At 36.2% G+C, this 20,644-nt stretch carries 17 protein-coding genes; 5 read left to right on the top strand and 12 right to left on the bottom strand.

Going from position 1 to position 20,644, the window contains the following annotated elements:
• Positions 1 to 112: 112 nt before the first annotated feature.
• On the top strand, positions 113 to 2,848 hold the full coding sequence (locus OO013_RS01685) for a hypothetical protein (RefSeq protein WP_266054805.1): 2,736 nt from the start codon (positions 113 to 115) through the stop codon (positions 2,846 to 2,848).
• Between the two features lie 6 nt (positions 2,849 to 2,854).
• On the opposite strand, the gene OO013_RS01680 is transcribed toward OO013_RS01685, so the two are convergent.
• The gene (locus OO013_RS01680; RefSeq protein ID WP_266054804.1) at positions 2,855 to 3,646 is read right to left on the bottom strand and encodes a TrmH family RNA methyltransferase; all 792 of its coding nucleotides are present in this window, start codon (positions 3,644 to 3,646) and stop codon (positions 2,855 to 2,857) included.
• Between the two features lie 232 nt (positions 3,647 to 3,878).
• On the opposite strand from OO013_RS01680, the gene OO013_RS01675 reads away from it, so the two are divergent.
• Genes OO013_RS01675 through OO013_RS01660 form a run of 4 tightly spaced genes read left to right on the top strand, consistent with a single transcriptional unit; the run spans position 3,879 to position 6,099 of the window.
• Positions 3,879 to 4,814, top strand: coding sequence for an RluA family pseudouridine synthase (locus OO013_RS01675; RefSeq protein WP_266054803.1), 936 nt, complete (start codon positions 3,879 to 3,881; stop codon positions 4,812 to 4,814).
• Positions 4,798 to 5,052, top strand: coding sequence for a hypothetical protein (locus tag OO013_RS01670; RefSeq protein ID WP_266054801.1), 255 nt, complete (start codon positions 4,798 to 4,800; stop codon positions 5,050 to 5,052). Before OO013_RS01675 ends, OO013_RS01670 begins: the two co-directional genes overlap by 17 nt.
• Positions 5,046 to 5,546 (top strand): O-acetyl-ADP-ribose deacetylase, encoded by a 501-nt coding sequence (locus OO013_RS01665; protein WP_266054800.1) that lies wholly within the window; start codon positions 5,046 to 5,048, stop codon positions 5,544 to 5,546. The genes OO013_RS01670 and OO013_RS01665 overlap by 7 nt, the downstream gene beginning before the upstream one ends.
• A complete protein-coding gene (locus tag OO013_RS01660; protein WP_266054798.1) occupies positions 5,539 to 6,099 on the top strand; it encodes a 2'-5' RNA ligase family protein in 561 nt (186 codons plus the stop codon). Before OO013_RS01665 ends, OO013_RS01660 begins: the two co-directional genes overlap by 8 nt.
• Here OO013_RS01660 and OO013_RS01655 read toward each other — a convergent pair.
• From OO013_RS01655 to OO013_RS01605, 11 genes are all read right to left on the bottom strand, one after another.
• The gene (locus OO013_RS01655; protein ID WP_266054797.1) at positions 6,080 to 6,493 is read right to left on the bottom strand and encodes an OsmC family protein; all 414 of its coding nucleotides are present in this window, start codon (positions 6,491 to 6,493) and stop codon (positions 6,080 to 6,082) included. The genes OO013_RS01660 and OO013_RS01655 overlap by 20 nt on opposite strands.
• Positions 6,490 to 7,239, bottom strand: coding sequence for a tRNA threonylcarbamoyladenosine dehydratase (locus tag OO013_RS01650; RefSeq protein ID WP_266054796.1), 750 nt, complete (start codon positions 7,237 to 7,239; stop codon positions 6,490 to 6,492). The genes OO013_RS01655 and OO013_RS01650 overlap by 4 nt, the downstream gene beginning before the upstream one ends.
• Before the next feature lie 3 nt (positions 7,240 to 7,242).
• Positions 7,243 to 7,908, bottom strand: coding sequence for a TatD family hydrolase (locus tag OO013_RS01645; protein WP_266054795.1), 666 nt, complete (start codon positions 7,906 to 7,908; stop codon positions 7,243 to 7,245).
• An 83-nt stretch (positions 7,909 to 7,991) separates the two neighbouring features.
• The gene (locus OO013_RS01640) at positions 7,992 to 8,921 is read right to left on the bottom strand and encodes a DUF3078 domain-containing protein (protein WP_266054793.1); all 930 of its coding nucleotides are present in this window, start codon (positions 8,919 to 8,921) and stop codon (positions 7,992 to 7,994) included.
• Positions 8,914 to 9,747, bottom strand: coding sequence for a mechanosensitive ion channel family protein (locus OO013_RS01635; protein ID WP_266054791.1), 834 nt, complete (start codon positions 9,745 to 9,747; stop codon positions 8,914 to 8,916). Before OO013_RS01635 ends, OO013_RS01640 begins: the two co-directional genes overlap by 8 nt.
• Positions 9,748 to 9,986: 239 nt before the next feature.
• Complete coding sequence (locus OO013_RS01630) at positions 9,987 to 13,376, bottom strand: methylmalonyl-CoA mutase family protein (RefSeq protein WP_266054790.1); 3,390 nt, start codon at positions 13,374 to 13,376, stop codon at positions 9,987 to 9,989.
• Between the two features lie 98 nt (positions 13,377 to 13,474).
• A complete protein-coding gene (locus OO013_RS01625) occupies positions 13,475 to 15,733 on the bottom strand; it encodes a patatin-like phospholipase family protein (protein ID WP_266054789.1) in 2,259 nt (752 codons plus the stop codon).
• Positions 15,734 to 15,745: 12 nt separating this feature from the next.
• Entirely contained in the window at positions 15,746 to 16,897 is a 1,152-nt protein-coding gene (locus tag OO013_RS01620) for a THUMP domain-containing class I SAM-dependent RNA methyltransferase (RefSeq protein WP_266054788.1), read from the bottom strand.
• Between the two features lie 64 nt (positions 16,898 to 16,961).
• Complete coding sequence (locus OO013_RS01615) at positions 16,962 to 17,720, bottom strand: succinate dehydrogenase/fumarate reductase iron-sulfur subunit (protein ID WP_266054787.1); 759 nt, start codon at positions 17,718 to 17,720, stop codon at positions 16,962 to 16,964.
• Positions 17,721 to 17,733: 13 nt separating this feature from the next.
• Positions 17,734 to 19,662, bottom strand: coding sequence for a fumarate reductase/succinate dehydrogenase flavoprotein subunit (locus OO013_RS01610; protein ID WP_266054785.1), 1,929 nt, complete (start codon positions 19,660 to 19,662; stop codon positions 17,734 to 17,736).
• A gap of 9 nt (positions 19,663 to 19,671) precedes the next feature.
• Positions 19,672 to 20,361, bottom strand: a complete 690-nt coding sequence (locus OO013_RS01605) for a succinate dehydrogenase cytochrome b subunit (protein ID WP_266054783.1) — start codon at positions 20,359 to 20,361, stop codon at positions 19,672 to 19,674.
• Positions 20,362 to 20,644: the final 283 nt, after the last annotated feature.

Raw genomic sequence — 20,644 nt, 5'->3', positions numbered from 1 at the left:
AGTTGAGATTATAAAATTTTTGTTTTTCAAGAACTTTTTGCACTTCCGTTGTATTGGCATTTCAATAAATATTATTTTGCAGTAGAAAACTAAAATCAAATTTTTTATTACCGTGCTAAAAAGACTTCTGACTATTTCGCTGGCCCTGATAATTATTGCAGGTATATTATATTTCTTTTTTTGGGAAGGAGAAAAAGTTTCAAAATGGAAAATTATACCTTCAAACGCCTTGGCAGTAGTTGAAGAGCCTGACATGAGTAAGTCAGTAGATTCACTTTACCATAGAGATGATTTTTTTGCTTTTTTTCTGGGAGACAACCCCGTGCTGAAACTTAGAGATTCACTAATTGAAAATTATGCTTATGAGCCAAATATTGAAATAATAAATCAGGGGTTAAGCTATAGTATTCATCAAACAGGCAAAGGTAAATTTGATTATGTTTTTTATTTGGATAAATCAGTAGCGGGAGTAAATAAGGTTATAAATAATATTCATGGTTCTTTATTGGAGGGAGATTTTACCTTGAAAAAAGAACCTTATGATGTTGAGGGGAAAGAAATTGAAACATTTTTTAAACCCGCAGGCCTTTCTATTCATTATGTAGAGATCGGGTCTTTTGGAGTCTTCTCTGATAACAACTTGCTAATTGAGGATATAATCAGATGTTATTACGGCAATCAGAAATCTTTTGAAGAAAAATATAAAAAATCAGCACAAATAAAAGGAGCTGTCAGAGATGAAGGGAATGTTTATTTGAATGGGGATCAGTTTCAGGATTTTTTGGAACAAACTGTTGATCTTAAGTTTACTGATAATTATGCCGGTTATAATTCACTTTTTGAAGTAGGTGTCATTGATGTGAAAAGTAGTGGTGAATCTATTGATCTAAATGGATTTGCTATTAAATCTGATGATAAAAGAAGTTATCTGAATCTTTATGCCAGCCAGAAAGGAAGAAAATTTCGATCACCACAATATATTCCTCTACAAGCAATAGAAGCGACTTTTTTCTCGATTTCGGATAATGTTGTATGGCAGAATGAATTGCAAAACTATTTGCAAGTAATTCAGGGGCAAGAGCTACGGAAACAATCTTCGATAGATAATAAATATGGAGTAAATATTGACCAGTGGTATAAATCAGTTGGTTCTGAACTTACGCTAGTTGAATTACCCACCGGAGATTATCAAAGTACAACACATGCGATGATCCAGGAGCTTTCAGATATTGGTGCCGGTCTCAATATTTTGAATAAGCTTGCTGAGTCATCTATGCAATCAGATTCTGTATATATTGAAGAATATGCCGGTATAGAAATTAGTGAAATAGCGATAGAGGGAGTTCCTGAGGCACTTTTTGGACCCTATTTTAGAGGTTTTTCATCCTTGTATTATTCTGTAATTGACAATTTTCTAATTGTTACTGAAAGTGTCCCTGTGATGAAAAATATTATACGAAGCAGGCAGGAGGAGAGCACTTGGGGGAAAAATCTGAAAATAGCGTCAAGACTTGAAAAGAATATTGATGATGCTTCTATAGGAAAGCTGATAAACCTGAATAGAGCATGGGAATTTTTTCCAGCTATTGCTTCAGAAAAATATAAAGCCATGCTGACAGATAATCCCTCTCCATTAAGAGCTTTTGAATGGATGGCAATTCATCTAAGTGAACTTGATAATAAATGGTATATCGCTGCAAATCTTGAAAAATCCAAGCGATTAAATATTGCTAGCCGGGAAACATATGAATCTGTTTTCAGAACAGAGTTTGATAATCCAATAAGAACCAAACCATTTGTAGTTCGGAATCACAATACTTTTGAAAATGAAGTTTTTTTACAAGACACTGCTAATATAATCCATTTGATAAGCAACTCCGGACAGGTTTTATGGAGTGATTCTCTGAATGAAGAAATAAGAGGTGAGGTGGATCAGGTGGATTTTTATCAAAACAATAAGCTTCAATACTTTTTGTATACCAACTCCAGAATTCATATTGTTGACAGACTTGGAAACGAAATTGAAGGATATCCATTGTTTGCTGAGCCCTCTACTTCTATTAAAGCTGCAAATGTCATAGATTATGATAATTCGAAAAGATATCGAATAACATATTCTGATTATTCGGGAAATGTCTACCTGTACAATAAAGACCGACAATTATTAAAAGGCTGGAATCCAAAGTCATTTGAGCATAGACTAATCGAACCGATGAGGCATCTCCGTGTCAGGAAAAAAGACCTGATGATTAACATTACTGAAAATGGTATGGTGCACATCACAAACCGACGTGGTGAGTATTACGATAATTTCCCTTTGAATTTAGGGGATCAGGTTAGAAATAAACTATTTGTCAGACAGGGAGCCTCCTTTGAGCAAACATTGCTCGCAACAATTTCTGCCGGAGGAAAATTATTTGAATTTAATCTGAACGGACAAATCACAAGAGAAAAACAATTGATAAAGATTGGTCCGAATACACGTTTTGAAATAATCCCTGATGCTCTTGAAAAGACTTATTTAGTGGCTGCAATAGATGGAACTCGTGTCAGGATCTTATCTAAAGACTTAAATGTGTTATTTGAAAAAGATTTTCTGAAAACAGATCAGTTAAGTTTTCAATATTATCAGTTTTCCGCTACAGAACAGATCATAATTATTAATGATGATGTTCAACAATTGTCATATTTATATAATAGACGAGGTAATCTATTAAATGGAAGACCTTTCCAAAGCAGTCATGAAATTGCCCTGCTGTATTTCGAAAATGAAAAAAGCTACAAAGCCTACTGTGTCTATAATAATGCATTACAGGTTTATGAATTTGATGCTTTGCCCCCGATTTAAAAGATATTAAAACCCTCTTTGTCTTACTGCTTCGAAGGTTATTACTGCAGCTGAAACAGATACGTTCAGAGAATCAATTTTGCCCTGCATTGGGATAATTATATTTTGAGTCGAATTATTAAGCCAAAGATCTGTAAGGCCGGTACTTTCAGTGCCAAACACTAAAGCTGATCCTTTTCGGTAATCTATCAGGTCATATCTTTTTGAAGCGGTTAGTGCTGCACAATAAATATTGATGCCTTCCTTGTTAAAAAAGGAAATTGCTTCATCTGAAGTACAGGAAATGATCTTTGTTGTGAATACGCATCCGAGGCTACTCCTGATTACATTTGGATTGAAAAAATCTGTTTTAGGGTCACAAATCACCAGAGCATCAATTTTAGCAGCGTCAACAGTCCTTAGTAAAGCTCCAATATTACCCGGTTTTTCAACTGATTCTGCTACCAGAATCAATGGGTTTGAAACGTTCTTTAAATCATCGAGCTGAAAATATTTTTGTGAGGCAATGGTTATTATTCCACCGGTTGAGCCTCTGTAGGCTATTTTATTGAATACTTCTTTTGTTACTGTAAAAATATTTTGTTTATCAAGCCGGTCATTTATTAAATTAGAAAGGTCATCATTTATTATTTCAGGGCAGATGTAGGCTTCTTTTAACTGATAATCTGAATTAAATAATAATTCATTTTCTTTTTCACCCTCAACGATAAAAATGCCTTGTTCGCGCCTGGCCTTACCTTTTGATTGAAGTAAGGTTAGATTTTTAATCCTTGGATTCTTAGTAGAAGTGATCTCCAAAATGGTAATTTTTTAATTTAGGTGTAAATTCTAAAATTTTAAGCAATTTTGCATCACAATTTATAGGGGTATTCAATTCCGGTAATACATTGCTTCTTGAATATTAGCAGGTAATTAGTAGATAAGATTAAATTGACCTGAAAGATTAGCTGATAAATCTCCCGATATTTGGTATTTTAATAAGTCACATATATCTATACTTATCAGAAGTGTAGATTAAAAAATATAAATAATGAATTCAAAATTATCTTTTGAAGCACCAACAGATGGTAAAATTGCAGATCTTTTAAAAGAGGTTTATCCGCATATGTCTGTCAGCCAGAAAAAAAAATGGTTGAGTGGGGATATTTACTGCAATGGTAAGCAAATCAGATCTGCCGGACAAAAGGTTAATAAGGGAGACCTGATTGAATTAGGTCATAAGAAAAAAGTAAAAAGTGAAGTTGATAAAGCAATGAAATTGCCTTTCAAAGTTCACTATCAAGATGATCGAATTATGATCATTCATAAACCTGCTGGATTATTAACAGCTGCTCAGAAAGCCAAGGAGGGTATGAGTTGCGAGGAGATAATCAATAAGGCCTTTGCTAAAAATAATATCAAAAGAAAAGTAAGTGTAATTCATCGTCTTGACCGGGAGGTAGAAGGACTAGTTTCTTTTGCCTTCAATAGAAAGGACCGTGAAGCTATTATGGAATACTGGCCATCTTCTGATAAGAGATACCTCGCTTTGGTGGAAGGCCATATCAAAAATGAGTCCGGTGAAATTGTGACAGAAGTGACGGAAGGTAGGAGAGGCAAGATGGAGGTGATAAAAAATAAGAATGATGAAGCTAAGACAGCTATTACTAGTTATAGATTGTTAAAACGCTTGGAAGATCATGATTTGGTAGAGCTATCATTAGTAACTGGCAGAAAAAACCAATTAAGGCTTCATATGCAACACTTAGGAACTCCGATAGTTGGAGATTATAAATATGGTGCAGATGATACCTACCAAAGACAGATTAGGCTATTAGCTTACCAGCTTAAAATCTGGCATCCTGGTAAAAAAGGATGGGTTTCTGTTAATATCGAACAACCTAAATGGTTCACCCGTTTAAATCCTGAAGACGAAAATTACAAAAAGAACTGGACGAAGTTTATTAAAAGTGGAAAAGCCATATAAACCTATATCGTGTTCATTCTATGATTACCTGGAGGCATACATCATAGAAGGTAGCCAGCATAAGGTGATTTATAAGAGTGAACAGGGCAGTATGGAAACCACTTATGTGAAATTAAAGGATCTAAGGACAGATTCAGGAGAAGAATTTCTTTATTTAGAGAACGGAACAAAGCTTAGACTTGATAAGTTGATAGGAATTGATGAAATTTTAGTAGATCAATTTCCAAAGACATGTTAGAAATAAGCTTAGTTAAAGACGATATTACCACCCTCAATGTAGATGCTATTGTTAATGCGGCGAATAAATCTCTTGCCGGAGGTGGCGGGGTAGATGGAGCAATTCACAGGGCAGCCGGACCAGAATTAAAAGAAGCGACAAAAAAATATGACGGATGTCCTACAGGAGATTCAAAAGTAACTAAAGGTTTTGATCTCCCTGCAGATTATATCATTCATGCTGTAGGCCCGGTGTGGAATGGTGGTGACTCAGATGAAGATGAATTGCTTGCGAGTGCTTATGAATCAAGTTTAAAAAATGCTGATTCTAAGAAATGCAAAACGATAGCTTTCCCTAATATTTCAACAGGAATATATGGCTTCCCCAAAGAGAGAGCAGCTAATATTGCTATTAAAACAGTTCAGGATTACGAGCCTCAAAATTTAGAGGAGGTGATATTTTGTTGTTACGATGATGAAAATTTTAATATCTACAAAAAGATATTAAATGACTAAAAATCAGAAACCACTTTATTACATAGCTTGCCTGGTTCCTTCTCCAGTAAAAGGGGAGATTGTAGATTTTATGAAAGAAATTGAAAGATTAGTTGGAGCAAAACATGCTCAAAAATCTCCTCCTCATATTACTTTGTATCCTCCATTCAGGAAAGGTGAAGATGAAGAAGTGAAAATAATTCAGTGTATTGAAGAAATAGCCAAATCAACCAAAGTCTTTGAGGTTTCATTAAATGGGTTTTCAGGATTCCCTCCCAGAACCTTTTATGTTCAACCAACAGAGAATCCTGATTTAGCTGTATTAAGAGAACGAACCCTTCACGATGTTGGTAGTGAGATTAATATGGATATCAGTAAAATCCAGGCCAGACCATTCAATCCGCACATCACAATAGCCAATCGGGATCTTGAAAAAGATGATTATCCTTCTGTAGTAGAATATTTTTCAAACATTAGTTTCAAAAGGGAATATGCACAAAACACCATTTCTCTTTTAAAGCATAATGGGAAAAACTGGGACGTTCAGGCAACTTTTAATTTTGCACCTCGCTAGTAAAAGTCACTTCAGCTCTACCTTTTAATGAATCAGTGACTGAGCAATATTTTTCAACAGCCAGTTTGACCAATTTGGTGAATTCATCTTCCGTACAGTCAGGAGATTTTAGTATGAAATGCAAGTTGATCGATTCATAGCTCTTTGGAACTGTGTCCCTTCGTTTTCCAGTAGATTCGATCTTGAGGTCTTCGACCGTCTTCCTCCTTTTTTTTACCATTTCAACAAGATCCACCGCAGCACATGCCCCGGCAGCTCCTAGAAGTAATTCCATTGGTGCCAATGCTTTCTTTTCGTCAGCAGGATACATATCAATTGAAACTTTATTACCAGATTCATTGACGATTTCATATTCCTTATCGGCAAGATAGTGCGTTGTTACTTTTTTTATCATTGGTTTGATTTCTTAATACTATAAATGTCGGTTATCCCACGAATTACCTCTGCAGCACAATGTAACCCAAATAACGCAGGCATATAAGAAATGGTTCCATAAAAAGACTTTTTATAATTAGAACCATCAGTTAGTTTTAATGAATCCTTTTTTAGTTCATCATAGGAATAAACTACCCTGACATTTTTATAAATATCATCTTTTTTTAGTCTCTTTTTGATCTGACGGGCAAAATTACATTGCCTGGTTTTCCAGATACTTGCAGTTTTTATCTTTGCCGGGTCAAGTTTACCACCTGCGCCCATAGAACTGACAATTTTGGTTTTAGTGAATATCGCTGCTTTTATCAGGTTAATCTTTGGAGTGATAGAATCAATACAGTCAACGATATAGTCAAACTTCTCATTTCTAACTATATTGTTGGTCTCTTCCGGTTCAAGAAATTTATCAATGATTTCAAGTTGGATATCCTTATTAATATCTTTAAGTCTTTTACCTACTACAGAAGCTTTGGGTTCGCCTATTGTAGAATCTAAAGCTGAAAGTTGCCGGTTTTTATTAGTGGGATCGAATCGATCACCATCAGCAATAGTTAAGGATCCAACCCCAGCGCGGACCAGAAATTCAGCCGCAAATGATCCTACACCACCAAGGCCGACTATTAATATTTTTGAATTTTTAAGTTTGTCAACATTTTCATCACCGATCAATAATTCGGTTCGCTCCAGCCAATTATTATATTCCATTATTCAGATATCAAAAATTTCGGTGCAAAGATATCCGATTTCTTTTTTTATTTGCTCTTCATTTTTATCTAAAATATTAGCTGCCTCCTTATAGATAGAATTGATCATTGAGTTTTCTTCATCGTCGGTTTCAAATAAGAAACTTCCCATCCCTAATTCTCTGATTACTTTTCTTGCATTTGACTTTTCCTCCAAAAGTGCTTTTCCGAAGGACAATATAATGTCTCTTTCAAGTAAAGAGGTCAGGGATTTTAATTTCTGATTTACTCCATGAACGATCCACTGTTGCTTAGCTCTGGTTTTTTTTCTTACTCTAACTAATTCATTATGAGCCTTTACACAATGTATGATTAATGGTTTTTGCGTTTGCTCACTTAATTCAATATGTCTGATGAAAATTTCTTCCTGAAGTTTTCTATCCTGGTCGATGGCATAATCCAATCCTGATTCGCCTATTGCTACCACATTTTCAGATGTGGCCCATTTCTCAATTTTAGCCCATTGATCCTCTATTTTCTGGTCCTCAAAATGCCATGGGTGTATCCCAATGCTCATGTAAGGAAGATCCGGGAGTGAATCATATTCATGAGCCATGACCTGATAAATTACCTGGTCTTTTAAATTATCTGAGGGAAAATTATGACTGTGGATATTAAATGGTTTATTCATATATAAAATAATAAAAGCGCATGTTACTTTATTGTAAGTTACATGCGCTTAAACAAAAACAAAAATCAGATTATCTTAAATACTTATTTATCTTTTTTCCTGTAATTCTGGAATTTATATGAAACTCCGAGATTAAATGCCTGAGCTATTTGCAAACCATCTATTTGGTCTTTATCATACAATAGGTTTGCTCCCAAAGAGGTAGACAGCCAGTCGTTTACATTAGCTGAAATTGTAATATCAAGACGTTGATCTGTTTCATTAATTGGTTGTTTCATATTCCAATATGCAGTATAACGCCATTGCAAATTTACATTTTCAAAAATCTCTTTATTAAATTCAGCCATTAACTGCGCAGATACCCATTCAGTCCTTACTGTTTCTCCAATAGGTACTCCATAATTTGTTCCAGCTGTAAGATAAAGTTCGTCATCAGTTACTATAGTCCAGCGTGGAGCGAAAGGAGATAGTCTGATAAAGAAATAATCAGTCGGGTCATATTCGATACCAAATGAAGTTGTAATATATCCCGGAGCCATAAATTTAGATATTAATTTAGCTGTTTCTTCACCTGTAGTAGGGTCCTCCCCATATTCATATCCTTTAGCGAATTGGGTGAGAATATTCAGAGCACCGTAGACACTCCATTTATCATTAAAAGAGTAACCATATTTGGTATCTAAAAACAATCTGTCATTGGCCTTTCTGAAACCAATTCCTTCTGTATCTGTAAATCCGTATTGCAACTCTATATTTGTATCCCAGGTTCTTCTATCTTTTTGGTAATTAGCTTTATAATAAAAGAATGTTCCAAGGCCCAAAGAATTCACACCTCCACCTGTCCATCTGGAATTAAATGATGCCTGATTAAATAAAAATCCGGTATTCATTTTTACACGCCAGTGAATTGAATCGTAGTGTGGTTTTAAAGAGTCTTCTTCCTGACCGTAAGTCTTTTGGTTAATAAAGATAAAGCCTAGTATAATGGCAATAAAAAAAACTTTGTTACTCATTGTTTGAAGATTCAGATTGAAAAATGTGAACGTCTCTTTGTGGATAAGGTATATTAATTCCTTTTTCGTCAAATTTTCTTTTTGCGGTTTCCATCAGGCTCCAGTATACACCCCAATAATCTGATGTTTTTACCCAGACACGAGAGGCAAAGTTGACACTGCTATCACCCAACTCGTGAAGCTGGATCATTGGTTCGGGATCTGATAATATTCTATCGTCACTTTTAAATACTTCCGCGATGGTTTCTTTTACTAAATCAATGTTATCATCATATCCTACACCGAACAAAAAGTCTATCCTGCGTGTTTCTTCAGCGGAATAATTAATCATTGAATTATTCGACAAGTTCCCATTAGGGATGATTATCTTTTTATTATCAGGTGTATTTAAAACAGTATATAAAATGGAAATTTCTTTTACTGTTCCAGCGTGACCCTGACCTTCAATATAGTCTCCTACTTTAAAAGGTTTGAATAAGAGTATCAAAACTCCCCCGGCAAAATTTGCAAGGCTTCCTTGTAAAGCCAAACCGATAGCCAAACCAGCAGCACCTAATACAGCAATGAATGAAGTCGTTTCAACCCCAACCATTTCAGCTACCGCGATAAATAGCATTATCTTTAAAATAGCACCTGTAATTCCTGTAAGAAAAGGGATGACAGATGGGTCAACATCCCGGTTATGAAGTGTTTTTCGGATAAACCTGACAATAGGTTTAATAATTGCTAACCCAACTATTAATACTATTATTGCTAATAAAAGCTTTGGCCCATATACCATGATGAGTTCTATAGCTTGATCACTATACTTTTCAAAATTATCCATGATCGTGAAGTGGTTTTAGTGATAAATGATAATAATTAGTTTAAGAACTATTTTATCAAAAATTTGTTTCATTTCCCAGGTAATAATATCGAGTAGATCGGTATCTGTTTCCTGTTGAAAATTAATCGCTGATTTATAATGAAATAATCTCAGTAATTATAAAAATATTCATAATTTTCTACATAAAAAATAGAAGTCTGGCTAATTGCCAGACTTTTGATTTAATGAGGATATATTTTTTACATATTTCGTCTGTACTGTCCACCTACTTCGAAAAGAGCATGAGTAATCTGTCCCAGCGTACAATACTTAGTTACCTCCATGAGTTTTTCGAACAGGTTATCGTTGGCAACCGCAGATTTTTGTAAATCTCTCAATAGCTTATGACCTGTTTCATCATACTTTGATTTTATAGCTTCACACGCATTGATCTGACTTTCTTTTTCTTCTTTTGTTGCCCTGATCACTTCTTTAGGAATAATAGTAGGAGATCCTTTACTTGACAGATAAGTATTAACACCCACGATAGGATATTCCCCAGTATGCTTTAAGGTTTCATAATGAAGGCTTTCTTCCTGAATTTTACCTCTTTGATACATCGTTTCCATTGCACCAAGAACCCCACCTCTTTCAGTGATCCTGTCAAATTCAGTTAAAACTGCTTCCTCAACCAGATCAGTAAGTTCTTCGATAATAAATGATCCCTGGATCGGGTTCTGGTTTTTCGCAAGTCCCAGTTCTTTATTTATTATCAATTGAATTGCAACAGCTCTTCTTACTGACTCTTCTGTAGGTGTGGTAATTGCTTCATCATAAGCATTAGTATGAAGAGAGTTACAGTTATCATAGATTGCATAAAGTGCCTGCAGTGTTGTACGAATATCGTTAAAATCAATTTCCTGGGCGTGAAGTGAACGTCCAGATGTTTGAATGTGATATTTCAGTTTTTGGGCACGATCATTTGCTCCGTATTTAATTTTCATGGCTTTGGCCCAAATTCTTCTGGCAACCCTTCCGATAACACTATATTCCGGATCAACACCATTTGAAAAGAAGAATGAGAAATTAGGAGCAAACTTATTGATATCCATTCCTCTTGCCAGGTAGTATTCAACAAATGTAAAGCCATTAGCTAATGTAAATGCAAGCTGGCTTATCGGGTTGGCACCGGCTTCAGCGATATGGTATCCTGAAATTGATACAGAATAGAAGTTTTTAACTTCATTATCGATAAAGTATTGCTGAACATCACCCATTAATCTCAGGCTGAATTCTGTACTAAATATACAGGTGTTTTGTGCCTGATCTTCTTTTAGGATATCAGCCTGAACTGTACCTCTTACTCTTGAGATGGTTTCAGCCTTGATCTTTTCATATACATCCTTTGGTAAAACCTGGTCTCCGGTGACACCTAGTAACATCAAACCCAGTCCATTATTACCTTCAGGAAGACTACCTTCGTATTTTGGTCTTGGAACACCAAGGTCTTTATAGATCTTTTCTATTTTAGTCTCGACTTCTTTTTCCAGGCCATTCTCTTTGATATACTTTTCACATGACTGATCGATCGCTGCATTCATGAAAAAAGCAGTTAATGTCGATGCAGGGCCATTAATTGTCATTGATACTGAGGTCATCGGATCAGACAGGTCAAAACCAGAATAGAGTTTTTTAGCGTCATCAAGTGAGCAAATACTTACTCCACTATTACCGATCTTACCATAAATGTCAGGTCTGTAATCAGGGTCCTCACCATATAAAGTAACCGAATCAAAGGCCGTGCTTAAACGTTTAGCTGGCATATCCTGAGACAGATAATGGAATCGTTTATTTGTACGTTCAGGACCGCCTTCACCGGCAAACATTCTTGTAGGATCTTCACCTTCTCTTTTGAAAGGGAAAACTCCGGCAGTATATGGGAAATCTCCAGGCACGTTTTCTTTAAGTTGCCATTTCAATAGATCTCCCCATGCTTCATATTTAGGAAGAGAAACTTTCGGGATTTTAGAATGTGAAAGAGACTCTGTATAAGTCTTAACTTTTATTTCCTTACCTCTAACCTTGTAAACATATTCATCACTGCTGTAGTTCTCTTTTACCTCAGGCCAATTTTCAATTAACTTTTTATTTCGAGGATCAAGATCAAGAGAAACATGATGGTAAGTTTCTTCAAGTTGTTTTATAAGTCTGTCTTTATCTTCTATTTCAGAATTTCTTAATATGTCAATACTGTTCTGCAGGCTGTATAATTTTTGAGCTACATTCTTTTGTTCTTCAGTCCAGTCATCGTACTGACGGCAAGTTTCAGAAATTTCTGACAGGTATCTCACTCTGTTTGGTGGGATAATATGAACTTTTTCAGATGGAACATCATCAATAGTCAGAGATGACTTAAGATGGTCGACACCTGTTTTTTCAATGATGACATCCATCAGCTTTCTATAAAGTCGGTTTGTGCCCGGATCATTGAATTGTGAAGCTATAGTACCGTAAACAGGAATGTCTTCTTCTGTTGCATGCCACATTCCGTGGTTTCGCTGATACTGTTTCTTGACATCTCTTAGAGCATCGAGTGCACCTTTCTTATCAAATTTATTCAGGGCGATTACATCAGCAAAATCGAGCATGTCAATCTTTTCTAACTGTGTTGCCGCCCCGTATTCAGGAGTCATTACATATAATGACATATCAGAATGCTCGATTATTTCAGTATCTGACTGCCCGATTCCGGAAGTTTCCAGGATAATGAAATCAAATCCTGCTGCCTTGACAACGTGGATAGCTTCCCGAACATATTTTGATAATGCAAGATTACTTTGCCTTGTTGCCAGGGATCTCATATAAACCCTGTCATTATTTATCGCATTCATTCTTATTCTGTCGCCAAGAAGAGCTCCCCCGGTTTTTCTTTTCGAAGGATCGACGGAAATAATTGCGATTTTTTTATCATCAAAATCAATTAAAAACCTTCTTACTAGTTCATCAACGAGTGAAGATTTACCTGCACCTCCGGTTCCTGTTATTCCAAGTACCGGAACCTTCTTTTCATCTGAAAGATCATGGATCTTGCTAATAATGTCAGCACTCTCATCAGGGAAATTTTCCGCAGCCGAGATTATTCTTGCTATAGCTTGCTCGTTTTCAGGGCTTAATTTTGAAAACTCTCCATTTAAATCTCCTCCAACAGGGAAATCACATTTTTCAACAAGATCATTTATCATTCCTTGTAATCCCATGTGACGTCCGTCATCCGGAGAATAGATTCGAGTTATGCCATAATCGTGAAGCTCTTTTATTTCTTCGGGAAGTATCGTTCCACCACCACCACCAAAGATCTTGATGTGGCCACAACCTTTTTCATTCAAAAGGTCGTACATGTACTTGAAAAACTCAACATGACCACCCTGGTATGAAGTAATGGCTATTGCCTGTGCGTCTTCCTGAATAGCTGTATTAACAATTTCCTGTACAGATCGATTATGACCTAAATGAATTACCTCACATCCTGTAGACTGAATAATCCTTCTCATTATATTGATCGCCGCATCGTGGCCATCAAATAAGGAAGCTGCAGTTACAATTCGGATATGATTTTTTGGTTTATATGGAGCCGTAACTTGTGCTGACATAATTTTAAATTTTATTAAACGGGTTAATGTCGTTAGCCTACAAAATTACTATTATTCAGCGTAAAATCGATGAATTTTGCTAACAAGTGTAAGGCAGATTACTTTTCAGGGCAGTTTACGAGTCCTTTTATTTTTTGAATAGCGAGAATATTATGTGTTTCACTAATATTTCGGATGATATTTTCTTTTTCTCTATTGGTGAGCCTCCAGTTCAGGGCAGCCCTTTTAGATTCTATTTCACTTTTATTTCTTTCCGGGATGTATTCAATTGGAACCAAATTTACTGGTACTTCAAGCAGGGCCTTTAATAGTTCCATTTCTTTGTCGTTACTGTAATCTTGTAAATTAGGAAGGTTATTATATACCCCGGTAATTGGAATAGTGAATTTTTCCATGAGAGTCTGGCTGATATCCGAATCTGGCGGAGAATGTACAGCTGAATCCCTGATTGTTACAATTACTATTCCCGATGTGTTTTTGGAAATCCAGTTTCTAAAGCTCAATAAGAATCTGATCGCATCACTGATACCAAAGTTATCGACCAGCCCAGCATCTAAAATTTTAATTTCAGGATCCGTAGGTAATCCGACATTGGGTAAAATATAAGGATAGGTAGCATTCATGCGTAGAGCGGTAAGAATTGAAACGTCCTCCGCATCATGATTTTTAAATGCTCTCATAAATTCAATTCCTTTTACTTTTTGCTCACCGGTAAAAGGAACAGCAATGGTTGCCCTGGACATATAGCTGATATCCTGCGCACCTATAAAAAGTTTTCTTCCATCATTTAAAATAGTAGGAGAAATAATGAGTTGAGGTATGATGCCTTGTTTTTCTGGCTCCCGATATTCGGAAACAGGAACATTTAAAACATCATTTGTATTTGCCAGAAGCTGCCTTTCAAAAGCAACCCCACGATCTGCAATGTATTCTTTTCCTTTATATTCAAATGTTTGCAGACGAATAAAAAGATCATTTACCAGCATCGTAAAGATTACATGATTAAGTGCATCTTTACTGATATTGGTCCTGTAAATGCTATCGTTTGGGTTATTAATTTTACCCAGAAGTTTTTGCCTGTATAACTCCCTGTAATAGGCAGCTCCGATCAATCCCCCGGATGCCCCGGTTATCAAGGCAGTTTGATTCATTAGTTGATCATTTAAAGCTGTATCAAGGGATTGCATAGCAGTAAGGCTCCACAATGAAGCTCTCTGTCCACCTCCGCTATTAGTGATCACCATCATAACAGGTTTCTCCTGTCCGGTATTTTTTTTCCAGTTTTCAAGAATTTCAATTCCCTTCAGGATATCATTTTTTACTGTATCAGAATGGGTGAGTTCTCTTAATTTGGAGATCGAGTAGGGGATATTATTTTCTGTATAATCTATTCCGGGTACTTGATATTCCGATTTAAAAAATTCGAAAGTAGGGAGGAAGTTTAAAAAAGTAAATATTATCAAGATCATTAATATAGACCAACGTTTGAACCAGTAAGAAAAAGCCCCGGCAAACATCATCAAAATCGTTAATAAGAGAATACAGCTTGCTGCCGCCGGAATTTGAAAATAAGGGTTTTCGCGAAATACACCTATCACGATTATGGCTGCGAAAGCCGTAAATTCAAGTGAAACTGCGTTAAAACTATTTTGACCAAAAACCTTTAATATAGCAAATTTAGTAACGTAGGCCGGTGCCTCCTGTACTTTATGAAATCTGAAGTCTGTACCAATAAACCCCTTTACTTCAATATCTGGTTTATTATATTCATTTTTATACCTTCTAAGTAGATTTTGTCTGGCGATTGGTACTTTTCTTATCTTCTTTTCGACACTTTCCCTGATTACCTGAAATACATCTTGATTGGTGAAAATGAAATAGGTGTACATAATAGCCTGCATGCCAGTATATCCTAAAAGTAAGCCCCCAACTCTGGCAAAGATTTCCTCAGTTTCGGCTAACTCATAATTTTTTTGAAATCCGATGATTTTCAATATATAATATGAGAGAAAAATCATCGGAATGATACTATTATTGATCGCGTAATGAGTGAATGGTTTGCGTAGTTGTCCTAGAAAAGGATACCTGTGGCCATCCATTAAATAGCAGGTTATATGGAAAGTCATGGCAAAACCACCAAGAATGATTCCTACTACGGCGAAACTATAAAACGAAACTTCATTTAAATATTCAGGAGATAAAAACAGGTATGGAATTCCGAATGTATTTCCAAATAGCTCACCAGCAGCAGCAAATAACCATACCCAGCCTAATATCAATAATATTTTTCCCTGAAGGTGATGTAAAATCAACTTGATTGGAAAGAAATAATAAACCTTTTCGAGGAATTTTTTCATATGATTAAAAAATCATTCCTTTTTGCTACCCTTGTAAAGATGGTATTCAGCAAGTCGGCATTCTAATTTACCATTAAAATAAGTCTTTCTGGATGAAGTTCTTAGTCCTACACGCTTTAATAATTTTAAATTTCCGGTAAATACATATCCAGTATATCCGGTAGCCTCATTTTTGAAGAAATCTCCTATTTCTTTATAGAGCTCTTCAAGTTTATCATCTTCACCTTCACTAAGTCTAATTCCATAATCTGGATTAATTACTATCACACCTTCACTATCCGGAAGGGGAGTTCTTCTGAAATCATCAGTGTAGAAATCGATCAGATCTTCAACTCCGGCAGCTTTAGCATTTTGTTTTGCGATATCTACTGCTTTCGATTCTATATCACCTGCAATTATTCTCACATTGTCACCGGATTTCACCTCATTTTTTAATATGTTCATTTCATCTTTATAATAGTCGACATCAAAAAGGTGAGTATGCATAAAACCATAATTTGAGCGCATAAGACCAGGGCGTTTGTTAATTGCCATAAGTGCAGCTTCGATAGCTAAGGTGCCGCTACCACACATTGGGTTTACAAAAAGCTGGTCCGGAGTCCAGTTGGTGCCCATAATTATTGAAGAAGCTAACGCTTCAAGAAGGGGGGCTTTCCAGGGGTGAAGCCTGTACCCGTGCTTAGAGATTGTCTGGCCACTTGTGTCAAGGTAAACTACTGCTTTGTTTTCTGACCAATGTAAATAAACGGCAGAATCATCTCTCTCTGGACCAGTGTCAGGTCTTTGGTTTTTTTCTTTTCTCAGCCTGTCAACAATAGCGTCTTTTAGTTTAACCTGAGCGAAACGTTTGTCATTGATAGTATCATTTTTAACATACGAGTCGACGGTAAAATAGCCATCTGCAGGAAGAATGGTATGCCAGTGAAAATTATAAACTTCACGGTATAATTTATTTGCGTCCGGGGCATAAAATGATTTTAATTCAAAAAGAACCTTATTGGCTGTCCTGAGCCATAAATTCAATTTGACGCAATCATTGAACGAACCTTTTATATTTATTCCAAAAAAGGATTTTTTTACAATGTCAAAACCCAGGTCGGATATTTCTTTTTCTAGGTAGTCTGTCTGGCCCGGTAAAGAACTGATGAAGATATTATTTTTCATGAGGCAAAGGTATAAAAAAAAGGAGCGTGAAAGCTCCTTTTTATATCATTGAATTGTGTTAAAATCACATATCTGTATTCTCAGACTTAGCTTTTGCAGAGAAATACTCCCTGTTCATTCTTGCTATATTTTCAAGACTGATTTCTTTAGGGCATTCTGCAGAACAAGCACCAGTATTTGTACATGCTCCAAATCCTTCAGCATCCATCTGAGCAACCATTTTTTCTGCTCTTGTTTTTGCCTCTGTTTTACCCTGAGGCAACATAGCAAGCTGAGCTATCTTTGCAGAAGTAAATAACATTGCTGATGCATTTTTACATGCTGCTACACAAGCGCCACATCCGATACAAGTTGCTGAATTAAAAGCTTCATCAGCCACTGATTTAGGAATTGGAATTTCATTAGCATCAGGTACACCACCAGTATTTACACTTACATAACCACCTGCTTGTATGATTCTGTCAAATGAAGTTCTATCTACTACAAGGTCTTTAACCACAGGGAAAGCTCCTGCTCTCCATGGTTCAATAGTAATTGTGTCTCCATCTTTGAAAGATCTCATGTGAAGCTGGCATGTAGTTACAGCTTGTTGTGGTCCATGAGGGCGTCCATTGATGTGCATGCTACACATACCACAGATACCTTCACGGCAATCGTGATCAAAATGAACAGGCTCAATATCTTCCTTGATCAATTGCTCATTGAGCACGTCCATCATTTCAAGGAAGGACATGTCAGGTGAAATGTCAGAAACCTGGTAAGTTTCCATTTTTCCCTTATCATTTTGATTTTTTTGTCTCCAGACTTTTAGTGTAAGGTTCATAAAATCGTCCTCCTTATTTATAACTTCTTTGAGTTAGTTTAACATTTTCAAATTCAAGCTCTTCTTTATTGAGCTTTTCATCCTGGTTTTCTCCCTGATATTCCCATGCAGCTACATATGCGAAATCTTCATCATTTCTAAGAGCCTCTCCTTCTTCGGTTTGATACTCTTCTCTGAAGTGTCCTCCGCACGATTCTTCACGGTGTAGGGCATCATCTACCATCAATTCACCAAGTTCAAGGAAATCAGCTACTCTGTTAGCTTTTTCAAGTGATTGATTTAATTCATCATTCGTACCAAAAACTTTTACATTTTCCCAGAATTCTGCTCTAAGCTCTTTAATAAGACCTTTTGCTTTCTTTAATCCCTCAGCATTTCTAGACATTCCACAGTAATCCCACATGATCTTTCCAAGCTCACGGTGAAATTCATCTACTGTCTTTTTACCCTTGATGCTTAGTAATTTATCAATCTTACCTTTCACATCATTGATTGCTTCATCAAATGCAGGGTGATCGTCAGATACCTTCTGCATAGGCTGGGTAGCAAGATAATCTCCGATTGTATAAGGAAGGACAAAATATCCATCTGCAAGTCCTTGCATCAGAGCAGAAGCGCCAAGTCTGTTTGCACCATGATCTGAGAAGTTAGACTCACCAGTTGCATAAAGTCCAGGAATTGAAGTTTGGAGGTTGTAATCAACCCAAAGGCCACCCATAGTATAGTGTACTGCAGGATAGATCATCATCGGTACTTCGTACGGGTTGTCACCTGTGATTTGCTTATACATATCAAACAGGTTACCATATTTAGCTTCGATAGTTTCTTTTCCATCCCTTTTAATAGCATCAGCAAAATCAAGGAATACTGCTAATCCTGTTTTGCCGACACCACGACCTTCATCACAAACGTATTTAGCATTTCTTGAAGCCACATCACGAGGAACAAGGTTACCGAAACTAGGATATTTTCTTTCAAGGTAATAATCTCTTTCTTCTTCAGGAATATCAACCGCTTCCTTAGCAGAAAGACCTTTAGCTTTTTCTTCACTTTTTGGTACCCATACACGACCGTCATTTCTTAATGATTCAGACATTAAGGTAAGTTTTGACTGATGGTCACCTGAAACAGGGATACAAGTAGGGTGAATCTGAGTAAAACATGGATTAGCAAAAAATGCACCTTTCTTATGTGCTCTCCATGCTGCTGTAGCATTTGAGCCCATTGCATTTGTAGAAAGATAAAATACATTACCATAACCTCCAGAGGCAAGTACAACAGCATTTGCAGCATGTTTTTCTATTTTACCTGTGATAAGGTCTCTGGTTATAATACCTTTTGCTTCACCATCGATAAGAACCAAGTCAAGCATCTCAGTTCTTGGGTAAAGTTTTACTTTTCCTGTAGATACCTGACGGCTAAGTGCCTGGTAAGCACCTAATAATAATTGTTGTCCAGTTTGACCACGAGCGTAAAAAGTTCTGGAAACCTGAGCACCACCGAATGAGCGGTTATCAAGTAGTCCACCATATTCACGAGCAAAAGGCACTCCCTGAGCAACACATTGGTCAATGATGTTTACAGATACTTCAGAAAGACGGTAAACATTACCTTCTCTTGATCTGTAATCACCACCTTTTATAGTGTCATAAAATAGTCTGTAAATACTATCGCCATCATTTTGATAGTTTTTTGCAGCATTTATACCCCCTTGAGCAGCGATAGAGTGAGCTCTTCTCGGGCTATCCTGGAAACAAAATGCTTTTACATTATAACCAAGCTCTGCTAAAGTTGCAGCAGCTGATGCTCCGGCAAGACCGGTACCAACTACGATAACTTCAAATTTTCTTTTGTTAGCCGGGTTTACCAGTTTAACGTTAAATTTATGCCTGGTCCATTTTTCTGCCAGCGGTCCTTCCGGTATTTTTGATTCTAATTTCATAATGTCTCCTTAACTAATATTATTAAAGTACATATAAATTGGAATAATGGCGAATCCTATCGGAACCAGGATGGCAAACCATTTTCCCACTGCTTTTATAGCAGGTGTATATTTTTTATGATTCAATCCAAGAGTCTGAAAAGCACTCTGGAAACCATGTGCTAAATGGAAAGCAAGGAAGACCATACTCAGGACATAGATGCCTACGATCCATAGCTGTGAGAACCCTTCATTTACAACTGCATAGTAATTCTTTACAGCTGTTCCATTCTCTAATGTAGTAGTAGGAACCTCCCCATACTTAAATACCCACCAGAAATTACTCAGGTGAATAGCAATAAAAATAAATATTACCGATCCTAATACGCCCATATTTCTGGAAGACCAGGTGCTATTAGCGTTTCCATTAAAATTTTCGTAACTGACAGGACGGGCCTTACTATTATAACGAGTAAGAATAATTGCAACAATGATATGCAAAAGGATCAATGCAAAATTGACCTTTGAAACAATCTGGATAAATGTGTTATTACCCATTGTCTCAGCATAGATGTTGAAAGATTTCCCTCCGTCAGGGATCAGCAACTGTAAATTTCCGGCTAGATGAACTACCAGAAATAAGATTAAGAATATACCTGTAAGGGCCATTAAAAGCTTCCTTCCCAGGGTACTTCCAAATGTTCGTACAAACCAGCTCATGTGTTTATTTTATTTTTCAACCGTTTTAAATGCGACAAATTTACATCTGCGCAGTTTAGTATCCAATTAGTTGTGTTATTTTGAAACTTTCTAAATAAAAACCGGTTAAAATTTCAATTTTTAATGTCATAACTATTACAAATCATTATTGTTTGACCTTAGTTTTATTTGCATTATGACCATAATATGGTAATATTAGGTAAAGTAAATGTTCGGCTTAATTTTTGCTATATTCTGAACATGATTTGTAGATTAAAATCAAAACCATTCGTTTATTAAAATA

Origin of the sequence: Mangrovivirga halotolerans (assembly GCF_026241165.1) — a bacterium.
In the GTDB taxonomy this organism is placed as follows: Bacteria; Bacteroidota; Bacteroidia; order Cytophagales; family Cyclobacteriaceae; genus Mangrovivirga; species Mangrovivirga halotolerans.
Note: the sequence above shows the minus strand (reverse complement) of the source record. Positions and strands in the feature narration are given on the sequence as shown.